The sequence below is a fragment of the Pseudonocardia sp. genome (genome assembly GCF_029263155.1).
GTDB lineage: Bacteria > Actinomycetota > Actinomycetes > Mycobacteriales > Pseudonocardiaceae > Pseudonocardia.
In genome coordinates, this window is sequence record NZ_JAJCYB010000068.1 from 1 (window position 1) to 14,668 (window position 14,668).

General features: G+C 74.2%; 18 protein-coding genes and 1 tRNA gene. 8 read left to right on the forward strand and 11 right to left on the reverse strand.

Translation table 11 applies throughout. The features are described from left to right. Positions 1-129: 129 nt before the first annotated feature. The 5 genes from Q1K26_RS12985 to Q1K26_RS13005 all read right to left on the reverse strand — a co-directional run bounded on the left by Q1K26_RS12985 (position 130) and on the right by Q1K26_RS13005 (position 3,390). On the reverse strand, positions 130-318 hold the full coding sequence (locus Q1K26_RS12985) for a hypothetical protein (RefSeq protein WP_300011212.1): 189 nt from the start codon (positions 316-318) through the stop codon (positions 130-132). Positions 319-344: 26 nt separating this feature from the next. Next, the gene (locus Q1K26_RS12990) at positions 345-917 is read right to left on the reverse strand and encodes a GtrA family protein (RefSeq protein WP_300011322.1); all 573 of its coding nucleotides are present in this window, start codon (positions 915-917) and stop codon (positions 345-347) included. A gap of 153 nt (positions 918-1,070) precedes the next feature. After that, positions 1,071-1,553 carry a protocatechuate 3,4-dioxygenase subunit alpha gene (locus Q1K26_RS12995; RefSeq protein WP_300011215.1) on the reverse strand — a complete coding sequence of 161 codons (483 nt, stop codon included), beginning with the start codon at positions 1,551-1,553 and terminating at the stop codon, positions 1,071-1,073. Then, positions 1,550-2,248 carry a protocatechuate 3,4-dioxygenase subunit beta gene (gene pcaH / locus Q1K26_RS13000; RefSeq protein WP_300011218.1) on the reverse strand — a complete coding sequence of 233 codons (699 nt, stop codon included), beginning with the start codon at positions 2,246-2,248 and terminating at the stop codon, positions 1,550-1,552. Before pcaH ends, Q1K26_RS12995 begins: the two co-directional genes overlap by 4 nt. Then, on the reverse strand, positions 2,248-3,390 hold the full coding sequence (locus tag Q1K26_RS13005; RefSeq protein ID WP_300011221.1) for a 4-hydroxybenzoate 3-monooxygenase: 1,143 nt from the start codon (positions 3,388-3,390) through the stop codon (positions 2,248-2,250). The genes pcaH and Q1K26_RS13005 overlap by 1 nt, the downstream gene beginning before the upstream one ends. Positions 3,391-3,517: 127 nt before the next feature. Here Q1K26_RS13005 and Q1K26_RS13010 point away from each other — a divergent pair, with 127 nt between their 5' ends. The 4 genes from Q1K26_RS13010 to Q1K26_RS13025 all read left to right on the forward strand — a co-directional run bounded on the left by Q1K26_RS13010 (position 3,518) and on the right by Q1K26_RS13025 (position 7,225). After that, positions 3,518-4,267: an IclR family transcriptional regulator gene (locus tag Q1K26_RS13010; RefSeq protein WP_300011224.1), complete on the forward strand. Its 750-nt coding sequence runs from the start codon at positions 3,518-3,520 to the stop codon at positions 4,265-4,267. A 94-nt stretch (positions 4,268-4,361) separates the two neighbouring features. Next, on the forward strand, positions 4,362-5,348 hold the full coding sequence (locus Q1K26_RS13015) for an acetamidase/formamidase family protein (protein ID WP_300011227.1): 987 nt from the start codon (positions 4,362-4,364) through the stop codon (positions 5,346-5,348). Continuing rightward, positions 5,349-6,092: an SDR family oxidoreductase gene (locus Q1K26_RS13020; protein WP_300011229.1), complete on the forward strand. Its 744-nt coding sequence runs from the start codon at positions 5,349-5,351 to the stop codon at positions 6,090-6,092. After that, on the forward strand, positions 6,092-7,225 hold the full coding sequence (locus tag Q1K26_RS13025) for an epoxide hydrolase (RefSeq protein ID WP_300011232.1): 1,134 nt from the start codon (positions 6,092-6,094) through the stop codon (positions 7,223-7,225). Before Q1K26_RS13020 ends, Q1K26_RS13025 begins: the two co-directional genes overlap by 1 nt. Before the next feature lie 26 nt (positions 7,226-7,251). Here Q1K26_RS13025 and Q1K26_RS13030 read toward each other — a convergent pair whose 3' ends face one another. Beyond that, a complete protein-coding gene (locus tag Q1K26_RS13030; protein ID WP_300011235.1) occupies positions 7,252-8,448 on the reverse strand; it encodes an FIST N-terminal domain-containing protein in 1,197 nt (398 codons plus the stop codon). A 98-nt stretch (positions 8,449-8,546) separates the two neighbouring features. Further along, on the reverse strand, positions 8,547-8,867 hold the full coding sequence (locus Q1K26_RS13035; RefSeq protein ID WP_300011238.1) for a S26 family signal peptidase: 321 nt from the start codon (positions 8,865-8,867) through the stop codon (positions 8,547-8,549). An 87-nt stretch (positions 8,868-8,954) separates the two neighbouring features. On the opposite strand from Q1K26_RS13035, the gene sodN reads away from it, so the two are divergent. Both sodN and Q1K26_RS13045 read left to right on the forward strand, forming a co-directional pair. Then, positions 8,955-9,359, forward strand: coding sequence for a superoxide dismutase, Ni (gene sodN / locus Q1K26_RS13040; RefSeq protein WP_218030022.1), 405 nt, complete (start codon positions 8,955-8,957; stop codon positions 9,357-9,359). 96 nt (positions 9,360-9,455) lie between these two features. After that, on the forward strand, positions 9,456-10,103 hold the full coding sequence (locus Q1K26_RS13045) for a class I SAM-dependent methyltransferase (protein ID WP_300011244.1): 648 nt from the start codon (positions 9,456-9,458) through the stop codon (positions 10,101-10,103). A 24-nt stretch (positions 10,104-10,127) separates the two neighbouring features. On the opposite strand, the gene Q1K26_RS13050 is transcribed toward Q1K26_RS13045, so the two are convergent. From Q1K26_RS13050 to Q1K26_RS13065, 4 genes are all read right to left on the reverse strand, one after another. Then, positions 10,128-11,396: a competence/damage-inducible protein A gene (locus Q1K26_RS13050; RefSeq protein WP_300011247.1), complete on the reverse strand. Its 1,269-nt coding sequence runs from the start codon at positions 11,394-11,396 to the stop codon at positions 10,128-10,130. Between the two features lie 318 nt (positions 11,397-11,714). Further along, positions 11,715-12,641 (reverse strand): patatin-like phospholipase family protein, encoded by a 927-nt coding sequence (locus tag Q1K26_RS13055; protein WP_300011250.1) that lies wholly within the window; start codon positions 12,639-12,641, stop codon positions 11,715-11,717. A gap of 475 nt (positions 12,642-13,116) precedes the next feature. Continuing rightward, on the reverse strand, positions 13,117-13,542 hold the full coding sequence (locus Q1K26_RS13060) for an acyl-CoA thioesterase (RefSeq protein WP_300011253.1): 426 nt from the start codon (positions 13,540-13,542) through the stop codon (positions 13,117-13,119). Between the two features lie 66 nt (positions 13,543-13,608). Beyond that, the gene (locus Q1K26_RS13065) at positions 13,609-13,896 is read right to left on the reverse strand and encodes a DUF2795 domain-containing protein (protein ID WP_300011256.1); all 288 of its coding nucleotides are present in this window, start codon (positions 13,894-13,896) and stop codon (positions 13,609-13,611) included. Between the two features lie 201 nt (positions 13,897-14,097). Between Q1K26_RS13065 and Q1K26_RS13070 the strand changes: the two genes are divergently transcribed. Further along, positions 14,098-14,487: an STAS domain-containing protein gene (locus Q1K26_RS13070; RefSeq protein ID WP_300011259.1), complete on the forward strand. Its 390-nt coding sequence runs from the start codon at positions 14,098-14,100 to the stop codon at positions 14,485-14,487. Between the two features lie 10 nt (positions 14,488-14,497). Further along, positions 14,498-14,593, forward strand: a tRNA-Sec gene (locus Q1K26_RS13075). The last annotated feature ends 75 nt before the right edge of the window (positions 14,594-14,668 follow it).

The window sequence follows — 14,668 nt, forward strand, 5'->3', positions numbered from 1 at the left end:
CACACCGCGCGTCTGGTGAGTGCAGAACGAGCCCCGCAGCGGACCGACCGACAGATCCCGTTAAAGGCACGCAGCCAGTCAGACGTTGGGTCAGGACGACCGCTGCGGGGCTCCCCTACATACTCACTGTCAGTCGTCGTCCCCGTCGTCCCCGCCGTCGTCGTCCCCGCCGTCGTCCCCGTCCTGCTGCTCGGAGACGCCGGGGTTGTCGTCGTCGTCCACCTCACCCCCGGCGCCGCACGCCCCGGCCGAGGAGAGCAGCAGTGCCGCGCCGGCGAAGGCTGCGACGATCGTCCGCTTCGCGGTGGTGTGTCTCATGTGCACACCGTGCCATGCCGGGACGGTCAGTACCCGACCAGGCCACACGCCGCGGTGGTCACCACCAGGAGCGCCCCGGCCACGAAGGCGACGGCCGACGCGGTCGTCCACCGGCGGCGGCCGTGCCAGTGGGCGTGGAGCCGATCGGCGAGCGACGGGCCGTCGGAGTCGCGGTCGAGCACCCAGTAGCGCAGCAGCAGGAAGCGGCCGGCGCCACCGAGGACGCTGGCGGCGGCCACCGTGGCCGACTCCAGCAGCGGCGTCGGCCTGTCGACCACGACGGTGAGGGCGAGCAGCACGGCGGAGCTGTAGACGGCGTAGAACGCCACCATGCCGGCGGTCTGCACGTGCACCCGCCAGCGGTGGACCTCGGCACCGGAGAACGTGAACCGGCGGTTGACCTCGGTGCTGACCAGCGTGCTGACGACGAGCGCCGCCAGGTTGGCCGGCAACAGGTCCCACCAGTTGCGCAGCAGCAGGTACACGAGCGCGTTGGTGAGGGTCCCCACCCCGCCGGCCACGACGTAGCGGGTGAGCTGCACGGTCAGCGGGTGGCGGTCGCGGAAGCCCGGCGCCACGGGCGGCGCGGGCGACGCCATCGTGACCACGTGCCCACCTCCTCCCCCGACCGGAATCTCATCAGATCACGTCCAGCAGGGAGCGTGCTGTCTCCCACCTGTGGAAACGCTGTGATCGGGGGCGGATTCCCGCTGATCGGGTGATCTACGCGTTACCGGCCCCACCGGTTCGCCTCACAGCGTGAGGAACACCGTCTCGTGGGGCCCCCGCAGGTGGATGTCGAGGACCAGGTCCGCGCCGGACTGGCGGGCGACCAGCGTGCCGGCCCGTTCGGGGCCCACGGCCGCGAGCAGGGGATCGGCCGCGTTCGCGGCGGACTCGTCGGGGAAGTAGAGGCGGGTGACGACGCGGTCGAGCAGGCCACGGGCGAACACCGAGATGTCGATGTGCGGGGCCTGGCCGTCGACCGCGCCCGGCTTCACGGTGTGGATCGCGTAGCGCCCGTGCGCGTCGGTGGCGGCGCGGCCGAAGGCCTCCGGCTCGACCTGCCAGGTCTCGACCAGCCCGTCGGTGACGGGCTCGCCCGCGCCGTCGCGGAGCACCCCGGAGACCCAGCACGCGCCGGGCGTGCCCAGCGGGACGGCGAGGTGCCCGTCCCGCCAGGCCAGGCCGAGTGTCAGGAACGGGCCGACGGTCTGGGACGGCGTCTCCGTCATGCGTGCGCCTCCTCGAAGGGCGTCTGGTCGCGGCCGCGCAGCACGATGTCGAAGCGGAAGGCCAGTGCCCAGTCGGGGCGGGTGGCGTCGAGGTCGAAGGTGGACACCATGCGCATGCGCGCCTTCTCGTCGGGCACCGAGTTGAAGATCGGGTCCTGGGCGAACAGCGGGTCGTCGGGGAAGTACATCTGTGTGACCAGGCGCTGGGTGAACGCCAGCCCGAACAGCGAGAAGTGGATGTGCGCGGGCCGCCACGCGTTGCGGTGGTTGCCCCACGGGTACGCGCCCGGCTTGATCGTCGTGAACGTGTACCGGCCGCCGGCGTCGGTGACGACGCGGCCGCCGCCGGTGAAGTTCGGGTCCAGCGGGGCGGGCCAGTCGTCGCCGGCGTGGGCGTAGCGGCCCGCGGCGTTGGCCTGCCAGACCTCGACGAGCGTGTCCGGGACCGGGCGGCCGTCGGAGTCGCGGACCCGGCCGGACACGACGATCCGCTGGCCGATCGGCTCGCCCGCGTGCTGGGTGGTGAGGTCGTGGTCGCTCGGGCCCGCGGGTCCGTGCAGTCGCGGCCCGGTCAGCTCCGTACGGCGCTGGCGCAGCACCACCGGTGGCTGCGCGGGCGCTCGCTGCAGCGTGCTGCCGTACCCGGGGAACAGCAGCGGCGGGTGCGTGCCCTCGGCGGCGGGGCGGAAGGTCATCAGAGGGCTCCGTGGGGCAGGCCGACGTAGTTCTCGGCGAGGGTGGTGGCCGCCGCGCGGGACGACACGGTCTGCTGGAGCTGGGCGAGCTGCAGCCTGCGGGCGAACGGGTCGTCGTCGCCGGCGTGCAGCATCGTGGTCATCCACCACGAGAAGTGCTCGGCGCGCCAGACCCGGCGCAGGCACGTGTCGGAGTAGGCGTCGATGCCGGTCTCGCTGCCGCCGCGCAGGTACGAGCCGAGCGCGTCGGCGAGCACCCGGACGTCCGCGACCGCCAGGTTCATGCCCTTCGCCCCGGTGGGCGGCACGATGTGTGCGGCGTCGCCGGCCAGGAACAGCCGCCCGTGGCGCATCGGCTCGGCCACGAAGCTGCGCATGCCCGTCACGCCCTTCTCGAGCAGCGGACCCTCGTTGATCTCGGTGCCCAGGCGCCGCTGCAGCTCGTCCCAGACCTGCGCGTCCGACCAGTCCGTGGCGTCGGTGTCCGGCGGGACCTGCAGGTACAGGCGCGTCACCTCGGGGCTGCGCATCGAGTAGAGGGCGAAACCGTCCGGGTGGTTCGCGTAGACGAGCTCGTCGTGGATCGGCGCGGCGTGCGCGAGGATCCCGAGCCAGGCGAACGGGTACCGCCGGTCGAACGCGGTGTGCGGCACCTCAGCCCGGCTGACGCCGTGGAAGCCGTCGCAGCCGGCGATCACGTCGCAGCGCAGCTCCTCCCCGTCCCCGAAGTGGATCACCGGGTCGCCGGTGACGCCGTCCAGGCGGACGTCGGTGACCCCGAAGCGGATGTCGCCGCCGTCGGCCAGCCGCGCGGCGATGAGGTCCTTGACGACCTCCTGCTGCCCGTAGACGACGATGCCCCGCCCGACCAGGTCGGCGAAGTCGATGCGGTGGTCGGCGGAGTCGAAGCGCAGCCGGATGCCCTGGTGCGCCAGGCCCTGGCGGTCGAGCCGCTCGGCGAGCCCGACCTCGCGCAGCAGTTCCACGGTGGGGTGCTCCAGCACGCCCGCCCGCACCCGCTGCTCGACGTACTCGCGGCTGCGGGCCTCCAGCACCACCGAGTCGATGCCCTGGCGGGCCAGCAGGTGCGACAGCAGCAGCCCGGCCGGGCCGGCGCCCACGATCCCCACCTGCGTCCGCATGGCGTCCACCCTGACCCCCGCACCGAACGGGCCGCGACGCGACTTCCACTGGCCGGAAGCCGCGAGGTGGGACCCGCAGGGCGCGGGCGGCTGGACGAGCGCTTCCGTCGAGCGGAAGGATGGCGGGATGGGGTCCTCGGTCACCGCTCGGGTGCTCGGGGTGCTCGACGCGTTCGACGCGGCGCGGCCGCTGCTCACGCTCACCGAGCTCGCCCGGCGCGCGCACCTCCCGCTGAGCACGACGCACCGGCTCGTCGGCGAGCTCGTCGCGTGGGGGGCGCTGGAACGCGACGACGACGGGCGGTACCGGATCGGGCTGCGGCTGTGGGAGGTCGGCGCGCTGGCCCCGCGGTCGCTGGGGCTGCGCGAGTCGGCGATGCCGTTCCTGACCGATCTCCAGGAGGTCACCGGCGAGAACGTGCAGCTCGCCGTGCTCGACGGGCGCGACGCCGTCTACGTGGAGCGGCTGTCCGGGCACGGGGCCGTCAACGTCATCACGCGCGTGGGCGGGCGGCTGCCGCTGCACGCCACCGGTGTGGGGCTGGCGCTGCTCGCCCATGCCCCGCCCGAGCTGCAGGAACAGGTGCTGGCCGGGCCGCTGAAGCGCTACACGGACAAGACCGTCTGCGCACCCGAGGAGGTGCGGCGCGTGCTGGCCGAGGTCCGGCGCACCGGGGTGGCCGTCAGCGACGGGCAGATCGAGCTCGTGGCCCTCTCGGTGGCCGCGCCGGTGCGGGGGGCGGGCGACGAGGTCGTTGCGGCCCTGTCGGTGGTGGTGCCGGCGCGCTCGGACGCCCGCGCGTACGTACCGGTGGTGCGGGCGGCGGCCCGCGGGGTCTCGCGGGCGCTCGGGGCGTCGGGCCGGCGCAGGCCGTGACGACGCCGCCGTCCGCGCGGGCCGGTGACCCTGCGGCGGGCGTCACCATGCCCACCCTTGCGCCCGGTCGGTGTGCACGCAACGATCACCGCCGATGGACGTCGTCGAGTTCCGCCCCACCCCCGACCAGTACGCGTGGACGTTCGGCGGGGTCGCGCCGACGCATCGCATCCGCCCCGGCACGATGCTGAAGCTGTGGACGGAGGACGCGTTCTCCGGGCGCCTGCAGCGCACCACCGACCGGCCCAGCCAGGTGCTGGACATGACGCAGGTGAACCCGCAGACCGGGCCGTTCTTCGTCGAGGGCGCGGAGCCGGGCGACACGCTGGCGATCCACATCGTCGATCTGACCCCGGCCCGGGACTGGGCCGCGAGCTCGACGATCCCGTTCTTCGGCGCGCTCACCCACCCCTACCTGCTGCACGAGCCGCTGCCCGAGCGCACGTGGATCTACCAGCTCGACCGGGCCGCGGGCCTGCTCCGCTACGAGGCCGCGAACCTGAGCCTGGACCTGCCCCTGGAACCGATGCTGGGGACGGTCGGCGTGGCCCCGCCCGGTCGCGAGGTGCGCTCGTCGCTGGTGCCCGACACGTTCGGCGGCAACATGGACACCCCGGAGATGAAGCCGGGCACCACCTGCTTCCTCGGCGTCAACGTCGAGGGCGCGCTGTTCTCCGTGGGCGACGGGCACTACCGCCAGGGTGAGGGGGAGAGCTGCGGGACGGCCGTCGAGGGCGCCATGGACGTCACGCTCGTCGTGGAACTCATCAAGGGCGGCGCGCCGGCCTGGCCCCGGCTGGAGCACGACGACCACTACGCCGTCGTCGGCTCGGCCCGGCCCCTGGAGGACGCCTGGCGGGCCAGCCAGCACGGCATGATCATGTGGCTGGGCGAGCTGTACGGGCTCGATCCCCTCGACGCCTACCAGCTGCTCACCCAGATCGCGCTGTCCCCGCTCGCCAACGTCTGCGACACCAACTACAGCGCGCTGACCAAGGTCGAGAAGCGCCACCTGCCCGTCGCCGACGCCCACGGTGGCATGCACCGCCACCTCCGCTCCCTCTCGGAAGGACTCCGCTAGATGGATCTCCAGCTGACCGGCAAGGTCGCGCTCGTCACCGGCGGCACGAAGGGCATCGGGCGCGCCGTGGTCGAGGCGTTGCTCGCCGAGGGCGCGACGGTCGCGTTCTGCGCGCGCACGGCGGCCGAGGTCGAGGCGGCGCAGGCCGAGACCGGGGCCGTGGGCACCGCGCTCGACGTCGCGGACGGGGCCGCGCTGGCCGCCTGGGTGGCCGCGTCGGCGGAGCGGCTCGGGGGCGTCGACGTCGCCGTGGCCAACGTCAGCGCCCTGGCCATCGGGGCGGGCGAGGACAACTGGAAGGCCGGTTTCGAGGTCGACCTCATGCACACGGTGCGTCTGTGCGAGGCCGCGCTGCCGCACCTGACGGCGTCGCGGGGAGCGATCGTGGCGATCTCGTCGGTGTCCGGGCGCGAGATCGACTTCGCGAAGGACGCCTACGGCACGATGAAGGCCGCGGTCGTGCACTACGTCTCCGGGCTCGCCTTCGAGCACGCCGCGGCGGGGGTGCGCGCCAACTGCGTCTCGCCCGGCAACACCTACTTCCCCGGTGGGGTGTGGGAGTCCATCGAGGGCGGCAACCCGGAGCTGTTCGCCACGGCCATGGGCCTCAACCCCACCGGCCGGATGGCCACGGCCGAGGAGATCGCCTACGCCGTCACCATGCTGGCCAGCCCGCGTGCCTCGTTCATCACCGGCACCAACCTGGTCGTCGACGGCGCGCTGAGCCGGGGCGTACAACTCTGATGCGGGAGTTCCGCGTCGACATCCCCGAATCCGCCCTCGACGATCTCCGGGAGCGCCTCGCGCGCACCCGCTGGCCCGATCCGTCCACGGTGGACGGCTGGGGGCAGGGCGTACCGCTGGACTACGCGCGCGAGCTGTGCGAGCACTGGGCGACCCGCTACGACTGGCGACGCTGCGAGGCCGAGCTCAACGCGCTCCCCCAGTTCCGCACCGGTCTCGACGGTGGCGGCGACGACATCTGCCAGATCCACTTCCTGCACGTCCGCTCCCGGCACGCCGACGCGATGCCGCTGGTCCTCACCCATGGCTGGCCGGGCTCGGTGATCGAGTACCTCGACGTGGTCGAGGCACTGACCGACCCGCCTGACCCGCGCGACGCGTTCCACGTCGTGATCCCGTCGCTGCCCGGGTTCGGGTTCAGCGACAAGCCCTCGGTGAGCGGGTGGGGCGTCGAGCGGATCGCCGTGGCCTGGGCCCAGCTGATGGACCGGCTGGGCTACGAACGGTACGGCGCGCAGGGCGGCGACTGGGGGTCGATGATCACCTCGGCGCTCGGCACCGGGATGCCCGACGCCGTGGCCGGCATCCACATCACGATGCCCCTCGCGCAGCGCCCGCCCGAGGGCGAGGTCCCGCCGCTGACGAAGGCCGAGGAGAAGGCGCTCGCCGACCGCCGCATGTTCCAGGCGCACGGCACCGGCTACTCCGCGGTGCAGTCCACCCGCCCGCAGACCCTCGGCTACGGCCTGCTCGACTCCCCCGCGGCGCAGGCCGCGTGGATCGTCGAGAAGTTCTGGGACTGGACCGACAGCGCGGGCCCGCCGGAGAACGTGATCGCGCGCGATCGGCTGCTCGACAACGTGATGCTCTACTGGCTGCCCGGCACCGGCGCGTCGTCGGCGCGGCTGTACTGGGAGAGCTACAAGCGCCGCAGGCTCGACCTCGTCGAGGTGCCCACCGGGGTCACGCTGTTCCCCCGGGAGCTGTGGCGGCTCCCCCGGTCGTGGGTCGAGCGCCGCTACACCGACCTGCGGCTGTGGAACCAGCCCGACACCGGCGGGCACTTCGCCTCCCTGGAGCAACCGGAGGTCTTCGTCGACGACGTGCGCGCGCTGTTCCGTCTCGTCCGCTGACGGTGGGTCGGGCGGTCGGCCCGATCTCAGCGGAAGGTCAGCACCGACGCGGTGAACCCGTGCAGGTGGTTGCGCCCGCCGACCGGGCCGATCTCGCCCGCCGCGAAGAAGCCCGCGATGCCCGACCCGCCGCCGAGCGTGCGGCGCAGCGCCTGCACGTCGTGGTCGGCGTCGGGGAACATCGTCGTGCCCCGACCGTTGCAGGAGAACAGCAGCGCACCGCGCGCCGGGTCCGGCCCCAGCAGTTCGGTCAGGTCCTCCCCCGCGCCCGCGGCGTCGCGCACCTGGAACCGCACCGTCTGGCCCACCTCGACGACGTCCCCGATCGCGACGGCGCCGGTGGCCTCGTCGACCCCGGTGACGCCGCGGACGAGGAAGTCGCCGCGGCCGTGGTCGTCGGCGTACTCGTTCATCGCGATGCCCACGTGCAGCCCGCGGGCCGCCAGCTCCTGCTCGGCGGGCGGCAGCGACGTCACGATCTCGGCGAGGCGCCGGTAGGCGGGTGACCCGGCCAGCTCGAGCAGCACGTTGCGCTCGACCCGGGTGACCACCATCGCCGGTCCGATCGGGCGGCACCCCTGGCTGACGACGGTGCGGGCGGAGACGTCACCGCCCAGCAGCACGCCGACGCCACCGCGGTCGTGGATCTCCCCGTCCAGGAACAGGCGGTTGGCCCCCGGCCCGCCCGGTGCGCCCGTCAGGCCGCCGACCAGTGGGAACCCCGGCATCGTGGAGTTGCCGTGCTGGAGGAAACCGCCCACGGGGAACGAGTACGGGTCGACGACGAGCGCGGCCACCCGGTCGTCCGAGCGCCGCTCGGGCAGGCCCGGGAACCGGACCGCGCCGTCGTGCTGCTCGGCCGTGAGCCGGAACGGGCGGACCGTGACGCCGGGCAACGTGGCCGCCCACACCGCGACGGCCGGGCCGTGCTCCACCCCGCGCCCGTCGCCGATGACGCCTCCCGCCGTGCCGCCGACGGTGACACCGGCGCCGGCCAGTTCCATGGCCCGCCTGCCCGCGGCAGCCGCGGCGTCCCCGCCGAGCCGCCCGGGCGCAACGAAGATCCAGACCAGGTCGGGGACGGTCCCGCGGAGCGGTTCGAGGGCCTGGGCGACGGCTACCTCGGCCGCACCCTCCAGGTCGGGCCCCACGGCGAGACCGTCGCCGAAGCGGCGGTCGGTCGGCATCACGGCCGCCTCGTCCTGCGCCTCGCTCCCGGTCATCGGTCCATCGTGACAGCCGGGGACCGGTCGAGCCACTGCCTCGGCCGAGCGGTGCAGTCACGCGTCCCATTCTATTGCATCAGTATTGCAGAAAGCAGCTATTTGCTGACGCCAGGCGGCAGTACTCGGAGGCGGCCGGGCCGGGGCCACATCCGGAATCGCACGACCCCGATGACGTTCGCCACGCCGAGCATTCGAGAATCGGTCGACGCCTCCGGGAAGTCACCCAGCACCCACCACCCGCCGGGCTCGGGTCGGACCGCTCGCTTGACCGACAGCTGCTCCGGGCGTGCTGACCAGCGCACGAGCACGACGTCGCCCGTCGCGGGCGGTGCACCGAAACGCACGAGCACCACGTCGCCGTCACCCACCGTCGGGGACATCGACGGACCTCGCACCACCACTCGGCGCCACCTCATGGCATATCTCCGTCCGGTCCCGGGAAAGCACCGAGAGTAGGGTGACGGAAACGAGATCGATCAACTCTCAGGAAGGACGACACGCGGATGCTGTCCCGTATTCTCCGCCCGCGGCTGGAGGCCACCGCACACTGTGACCTCCCCTGCGGCGTGTACGACCCCGCCCAGGCCCGCATCGAGGCCGAGTCGGTCAAGGCCATCCAGGAGAAGTACCAGGGCAACGACGACCCGGCCTTCCGCGCGCGGGCGATCGACATCAAGGAGCAGCGCTCCGACCTGGTCAAGCACCACCTCTGGGTGCTGTGGACCGACTACTTCAAGCCCCCGCACTTCGAGAAGTACCCGGAGCTGCACGAGCTGTTCAACAAGGCCACCAAGGCCGCGGGCGCGTCCGGCACGAAGGCGTCGAACGACCCGGCCACCGGCCAGGAGCTGCTCGACCTGATCGCCCAGATCGACAAGATCTTCTGGGAGACCAAGCAGGCGGCCTGACCCCAGGCCTCGAACGGCGGCGCCGACCAGCGGGAACGCTGGGCGGCGCCGCTGTCGTTCGCGGGAGGTGTCGGTGGGCCTGGCTAGCCTGCCGGGATGGACGAGACGACCGCGGAGCTGCGGGACGCGCACGACGAGCTGGCCGAGCTGTACGCCGAGCGCCTCGCGGACTCGCTCGACCGGGCGCCGGTGGATCGCGCGGTGCTCGGCCTGTTCTGCGACCTGTTGGCCGAGCGCGACGGTGGCGCAGCGGTCGGGGACATCGGCTGTGGATCGGGCCGGATGTCGGGGTACCTCGCCCGCCGCGGGCCGGCGCCGCACGGCATCGACCTCTCGCCGGAGATGGTGCGCGTGGCCCGCCGCGACCATCCGGGGATCCCGTTCGAGGTCGCCGACCTGCGCCGACTGCCGTTCGCCGACGGGGAGCTGTCGGGCGTGCTGTGCTGGTACTCGCTGATGTACCTGCCGCCCGCCGAGCGGCCACGCGGTTTCGCCGAGCTCGCCCGGGTGGTGCGGCCCGGGGGCCTGCTCGCCACGGCGTTCAAGCTGGGCGACGACCGGGTCCGTCGCGGCGGGCGGTCCGTCGGGGTCGAGTTCGACGTCTACTGGCTGTCGATGGGTGAGATGGAGCGCCGGCTGGTCACAGCGGGGTTCCGCATCGTCTTCCGGGGCGAGGGACCGCCCTCGCCCGACGACCTCGCGCCGCCCCAGTGCTACGGCTACGTCGTCGCCGAGCGCGGGTGAGATCGACGTGGTGGGGACTTCGGCTCACCCACGGACGGCGCGCAGCAGCAGGTGCATCCCCACGTCCGTCGCGCGCTCCCGCACGTCGGCCCGACCGCCCGGCAGCTGTGGGTCGCGGGCCAGCACCAGCCCGTCCCCGGTGGTCACGCAGAAGCAGACGTACCCGACGGGCTTGGCCGCCGTGCCGCCGTCCGGCCCGGCCACCCCGGTGATCCCGATGCCGACGTCGGCGCCGAACCGCTTGCGCGCGCCGTCGGCCAGCGCCCGCGCCACCTCCGGGGACACGGCACCGTGCGCGGCGATCAACTCCGCCGGCACGTCGAGCAACGCGGTCTTGGCCTCGTTCGAGTACGCCACCACCCCGCCCGCCACGTATGCGCTCGACCCGGCCCGGTCCACGAGCCGCGACGCCAGCATCCCCCCGGTGCACGACTCCCCGGTCGCCACCGTCGCGCCCTTCGCCAGCAGGCCGGCGGCCACCAGCTCGTCGGTGCCGGCACCGTCCGCGCTGACCAGGTGCCTGGCGTGCCGCTGCGCCAGCTCCGACGCCAGCGCGGCGGCCGTGTCCTCGGCACCCGGGCGCGGGCGCAGGTCCACCTCCAGCTCGGAACGGCGCAGGCAGGTGGTCACCTCGACGTCGCGGACGTCGAGCTCCCGCAGCGTGGCGGCGATCTCGGACTCGGGCAGCCCGAAGTAGCGCAGCGACCGCGACGCCGCCCGCGGCACCCCGGCCAGCAGCTCGGCCAGCGGCTCGGACGCCAGCGCGGCGGGCCACATCCCCTGCAGCTCGCGCGGCGGTCCGGGCAGCACGACGACCAGCGGGCCGGCCGTGCGCACGACCAGCCCCGGTGCGGTGCCGACCGGCGCCAGCGCGACCGCCCCGCGCGGCACCATCGCCTGCTTGCGGTTGGCCTCCTCCAGCGCCGGCCCGTCGAACCCGGTGCGGGCGGCCCACGCGGCGAGGATGGCGGCGATGTGGGCGCGCATCGGTTCGTCGAGCTCCAGCGGCACACCCGCGAACCCGGCGACGACCTCGGCGGTCAGGTCGTCGGCCGTCGGCCCGAGCCCGCCGCTGGTGACGACCAGTGCGGCCCCGGCGTCGGCGGCGAAGCGCAGCGCGGCGGCGAGGTCGTCGGGCCGGTCGCCGACGACGAGCACGTGCGACACCTCGAACCCGAGCCCACCCAGCTCCCGGGCCACCCAGGGACCGTTCCTGTCGGAGATCGCGCCGGTGAGCAGCTCGCTCCCGGTGACGACGACCGCGGCCCGCGGCCGTACCGATGCTTCGCCCATGCTCCGGACGCTACCCGGGGCACGGTCGCTCGCGCCGGGATCCCGGCCCGCTCGGCCGCCCGCGCGCGCAGGTGCGTCCTGCGCGCCGCCGACGGCACGCGGGAGCCGGTTCAGCGCGCGAACCCACCCGCGGCGCGCGGGACCCACCCGCAGCGCGCGGGACCCCAGCCGCTCGACCGGCCCGCGCGCCGGAACGCGTCCCGCGCGCCGCCGGCAGCGCGCGAAACCGCCCGCGGCGCGCGAAACCGCCGGCAGCGCGCGAAACCGCCCGCGGCGCGAGCCACCCATGGGGGTGCGGTGGCCACCGGCGGCGCCGCGTCAGTGCGCGCACGCCAGGGCCGCCACCGCGGACTCGTCCCCCACCCGCACGGCCTCGGCGACCACGACCGGATCGCCGCACAGCGCGCCCATCCCCACCGACCGGGACGGACCCAGCGCCATCAGGTGCGCCGGCCCGCGGCCGGGGTGCGCGGCGTCGGTGACGATCTGCAGGTCGGCGCCGTAGCGCCGCGAGCCCTGGGCCACGGTCCCCAGCCCCGGCACCACGCGGTCCAGCGCGCGGGCCCAGAAGGACAGGTCCGCCGAGGTGTGGATCTCCGACTCCGGCCGGCACACCAGCGCCAGCACGTGGGTGGCACCGCCGCGCAGGGCCCGGGCCAGCGCGAGCGGCTCGCCCACCGAGCCGTCGACCCACCGGCGACCGGCGTGCTCCACCGGCGGCCCGGCGAGCAGCGGGATGGCGGCGGTGGCGCGCAGGCCCCGGCGCCAGTCGTCGGCGGTGCGCAGTCCGGTGAGCACGTGCGGGGTGAGGTCGGCCGAGTCGGTGGCGACGACGTGCAGCGGGACCGGGCTGTCGCCCAACCGCTCCCACGACAGCGGCTTGGTGCCACCGAGCACGGAGACGATCAGGTGGTCGAGCGACACGACCGGGCGCCGGGTGCCGAGGCGGCGCAGGTCGATGAACCGGGTCGACGCGAGGTCCTCGGGGAACGCGGCGGCACCCCGGTCCGCGGCTCCGGTGACGAACGACGCCGCGGAGACCGCACCCGACGACGCGCCGTACACCTCGTCGAACGACTCCCGCAGGCCGGCGCGGTCGAGCGCGTGCAACATCCCCGCGACGTACGCCCCGCGCATCCCTCCCCCACCGATGACGAGGGCGACACGGTTCCCGTCGGCTCGCCGACCGACGTCGCGGCGGGCAAGGAGCACCCGGAGCACGTCCCGGTCACCGCGTGCGGTCATCCGCGGATCCTATGGTCGGGCCCCGCGCGCACCGTGCCGGATCCGCCGACACCCCGTGTCCGGATGGAGGACTCGCGCACTCCCTCGCGAGTCGGCCGCCCGGGCCCGGCGGGATCCGCGGCCCGGACAGCACGCCGCCGGCCCGGACCCGTGGTCCGGACCGGCGGCGGCGCGCCTGCCCCGCTCCCCAGCGGCGGCGCCGTGCTCAAGGAGTCGACGACCGGCCCCCGGGATACCGCTGGTCCGCTCCTCGTCGGTGATCCGCGACACGGCGACGCCGGCCGCGATCAGGAACGCGCCCGGCGAGACGCCCTGGACCGCCCCGATGGGGACGCCGGCCGGGCTCGCGACGTCGACGGGCACCAGTGGGCGGGCGGCACCGGCGCCACGAGCGGGTCGCGGTCGGCGAGCGGGTCGGTACCGCCCACCCACCTCCCCACGCCGCCGAGCTGCGCGGTCGACCGGGAGCGGGTGGTCAGCCGATCCCCAGTACCCCCGGGTCCGTGGCCAGCTTGCGCAGCTGCTCCCGCGGGTCGGGGAGCAACCGGCGCGCCCGGCTGTCCAGCAGGCCCATCACGCAGGTGATCTCCGCGGCCACGACGCCGTCGAGGCGGCGCAGCGTCTGCGCGATCCGGAACGTCTTGCCCTCGCCGAACCCGACGCGGGCGTCGACGTCGAGCTCGTCGCCGTAGCGCAGCTCGCGCAGGAACCGGCACGTCGTCTCCAGCAGCACGATCCCCACGCCCTGCTCCAGCATCTGCGGCATGGAGCAGCCGGCGGCGGCGAGCAGCTCGCTGCGGGCGTGCTCGCCGTAGCGGTGGTAGATGGCGTGGTTGAGGTGGCCGTTGACGTCCACCTCGTAGCTGCGGACACCGACACGGACCGAGAAGTCACCCGACACCCGGCCATGGTCCCCCGACGTGGACGAGCACGACGACCCGGGACCGGCCGCGGTCCTCCGGGGCGATCAGCTGCTGTCGCGCGCGGCGACCTGCACGGCCGGCGCCACCCGGTAGGCGGGGCGCTGCGCCGGGGGCCGACGGGGTGCGACGGAGGCGAGACCGAGCGCCACGAACACGGCCGGGAGATCGGGGTAGTCGCCGGGCGGCAGGGCCCACAGCTCGGCCCGCGTGGAGGCGTCGGCGCCGTAGTCCTCGGCGTGGATGATCAGCTGCCACTTCGCGGCCGGGAAGGCCAGACCCGCCAGTACGTGCCGGACCCGCTGCAGATCGGCCTGCGTACCCCTGCGCATCATGGTGTTCTCCTCTGGTGGACCCCTCGCGGGCCATGCGCCGATGTACCCCACGTCACACCACCGCAAACACTGCGTACCCCTCCGAACCGGTGACGCAGGGGGGCGTGTTGTGCCCGTTCCGGCACCGGTCGTAGGGTTGCCCGGCGGCTCGATCAACGGCCCGCGCGTCCTGTCCGCGATCCCCTGGAGGAGCCGGTTCGCATGAGCGGCGATCTCCCCGTCGACGACGGGGCGCCCGGTGACCCCGGCGAGGTCATCCGGTTCGACGTGGTCGACCACGGTCCCGACGCACGGGTGGTGCACGTCGTGGGCGAGATCGACACCCTGACGGCCCCGCTGCTGCGTGGCCAGCTCGACGAGCAGATCGCGGCGGTCCCGCTGCTGGTCCTGGACCTGTCCGACGTCACGTTCCTCGGCTCGGCGGGATTGGCCGTGCTGGTCGCGGCGAAGGACGACTCCGACCGCCGCGGCCACCGGCTGCGGCTGGTGTGCGGCTCGCGGATCGTCACCCGCGCGCTGCAGTCCACCGGGCTGCTCACGCTGTTCGACACGGCCGACGGGGTGCCGGAGGCGCTCGACGTCACCGCCTGAGTGCACGCACGGAGGCGTAAGGGTGCCTGGTGGCCCCCGCGGTCTTCAACACCGACGTGGTCGAGCATCTCGGCCAGGCGGGTTCGATTCCCGTCCGCCTCCGCCACTCCCCGTCGCCGTCACGGCGGGTCGACCGCCGGGCTCCGGTGACGCGAACGCCCGCGATCCGCCGTCATGCGAG

What these genes read in the sequence shown, in the direction of transcription:
- Q1K26_RS12985 (WP_300011212.1), bottom strand. Translation starts at nt 318, where the DNA reads ATGAGACACACCACCGCGAAGCGGACGATCGTCGCAGCCTTCGCCGGC.
- Q1K26_RS12990 (WP_300011322.1), bottom strand. Translation starts at nt 917, where the DNA reads ATGGCGTCGCCCGCGCCGCCCGTGGCGCCGGGCTTCCGCGACCGCCAC.
- Q1K26_RS12995 (WP_300011215.1), bottom strand. Translation starts at nt 1,553, where the DNA reads ATGACGGAGACGCCGTCCCAGACCGTCGGCCCGTTCCTGACACTCGGC.
- pcaH (WP_300011218.1), bottom strand. Translation starts at nt 2,248, where the DNA reads ATGACCTTCCGCCCCGCCGCCGAGGGCACGCACCCGCCGCTGCTGTTC.
- Q1K26_RS13005 (WP_300011221.1), bottom strand. Translation starts at nt 3,390, where the DNA reads ATGCGGACGCAGGTGGGGATCGTGGGCGCCGGCCCGGCCGGGCTGCTG.
- Q1K26_RS13010 (WP_300011224.1), top strand. Translation starts at nt 3,518, where the DNA reads ATGGGGTCCTCGGTCACCGCTCGGGTGCTCGGGGTGCTCGACGCGTTC.
- Q1K26_RS13015 (WP_300011227.1), top strand. Translation starts at nt 4,362, where the DNA reads ATGGACGTCGTCGAGTTCCGCCCCACCCCCGACCAGTACGCGTGGACG.
- Q1K26_RS13020 (WP_300011229.1), top strand. Translation starts at nt 5,349, where the DNA reads ATGGATCTCCAGCTGACCGGCAAGGTCGCGCTCGTCACCGGCGGCACG.
- Q1K26_RS13025 (WP_300011232.1), top strand. Translation starts at nt 6,092, where the DNA reads ATGCGGGAGTTCCGCGTCGACATCCCCGAATCCGCCCTCGACGATCTC.
- Q1K26_RS13030 (WP_300011235.1), bottom strand. Translation starts at nt 8,448, where the DNA reads ATGACCGGGAGCGAGGCGCAGGACGAGGCGGCCGTGATGCCGACCGAC.
- Q1K26_RS13035 (WP_300011238.1), bottom strand. Translation starts at nt 8,867, where the DNA reads ATGAGGTGGCGCCGAGTGGTGGTGCGAGGTCCGTCGATGTCCCCGACG.
- sodN (WP_218030022.1), top strand. Translation starts at nt 8,955, where the DNA reads ATGCTGTCCCGTATTCTCCGCCCGCGGCTGGAGGCCACCGCACACTGT.
- Q1K26_RS13045 (WP_300011244.1), top strand. Translation starts at nt 9,456, where the DNA reads ATGGACGAGACGACCGCGGAGCTGCGGGACGCGCACGACGAGCTGGCC.
- Q1K26_RS13050 (WP_300011247.1), bottom strand. Translation starts at nt 11,396, where the DNA reads ATGGGCGAAGCATCGGTACGGCCGCGGGCCGCGGTCGTCGTCACCGGG.
- Q1K26_RS13055 (WP_300011250.1), bottom strand. Translation starts at nt 12,641, where the DNA reads ATGACCGCACGCGGTGACCGGGACGTGCTCCGGGTGCTCCTTGCCCGC.
- Q1K26_RS13065 (WP_300011256.1), bottom strand. Translation starts at nt 13,896, where the DNA reads ATGATGCGCAGGGGTACGCAGGCCGATCTGCAGCGGGTCCGGCACGTA.
- Q1K26_RS13070 (WP_300011259.1), top strand. Translation starts at nt 14,098, where the DNA reads ATGAGCGGCGATCTCCCCGTCGACGACGGGGCGCCCGGTGACCCCGGC.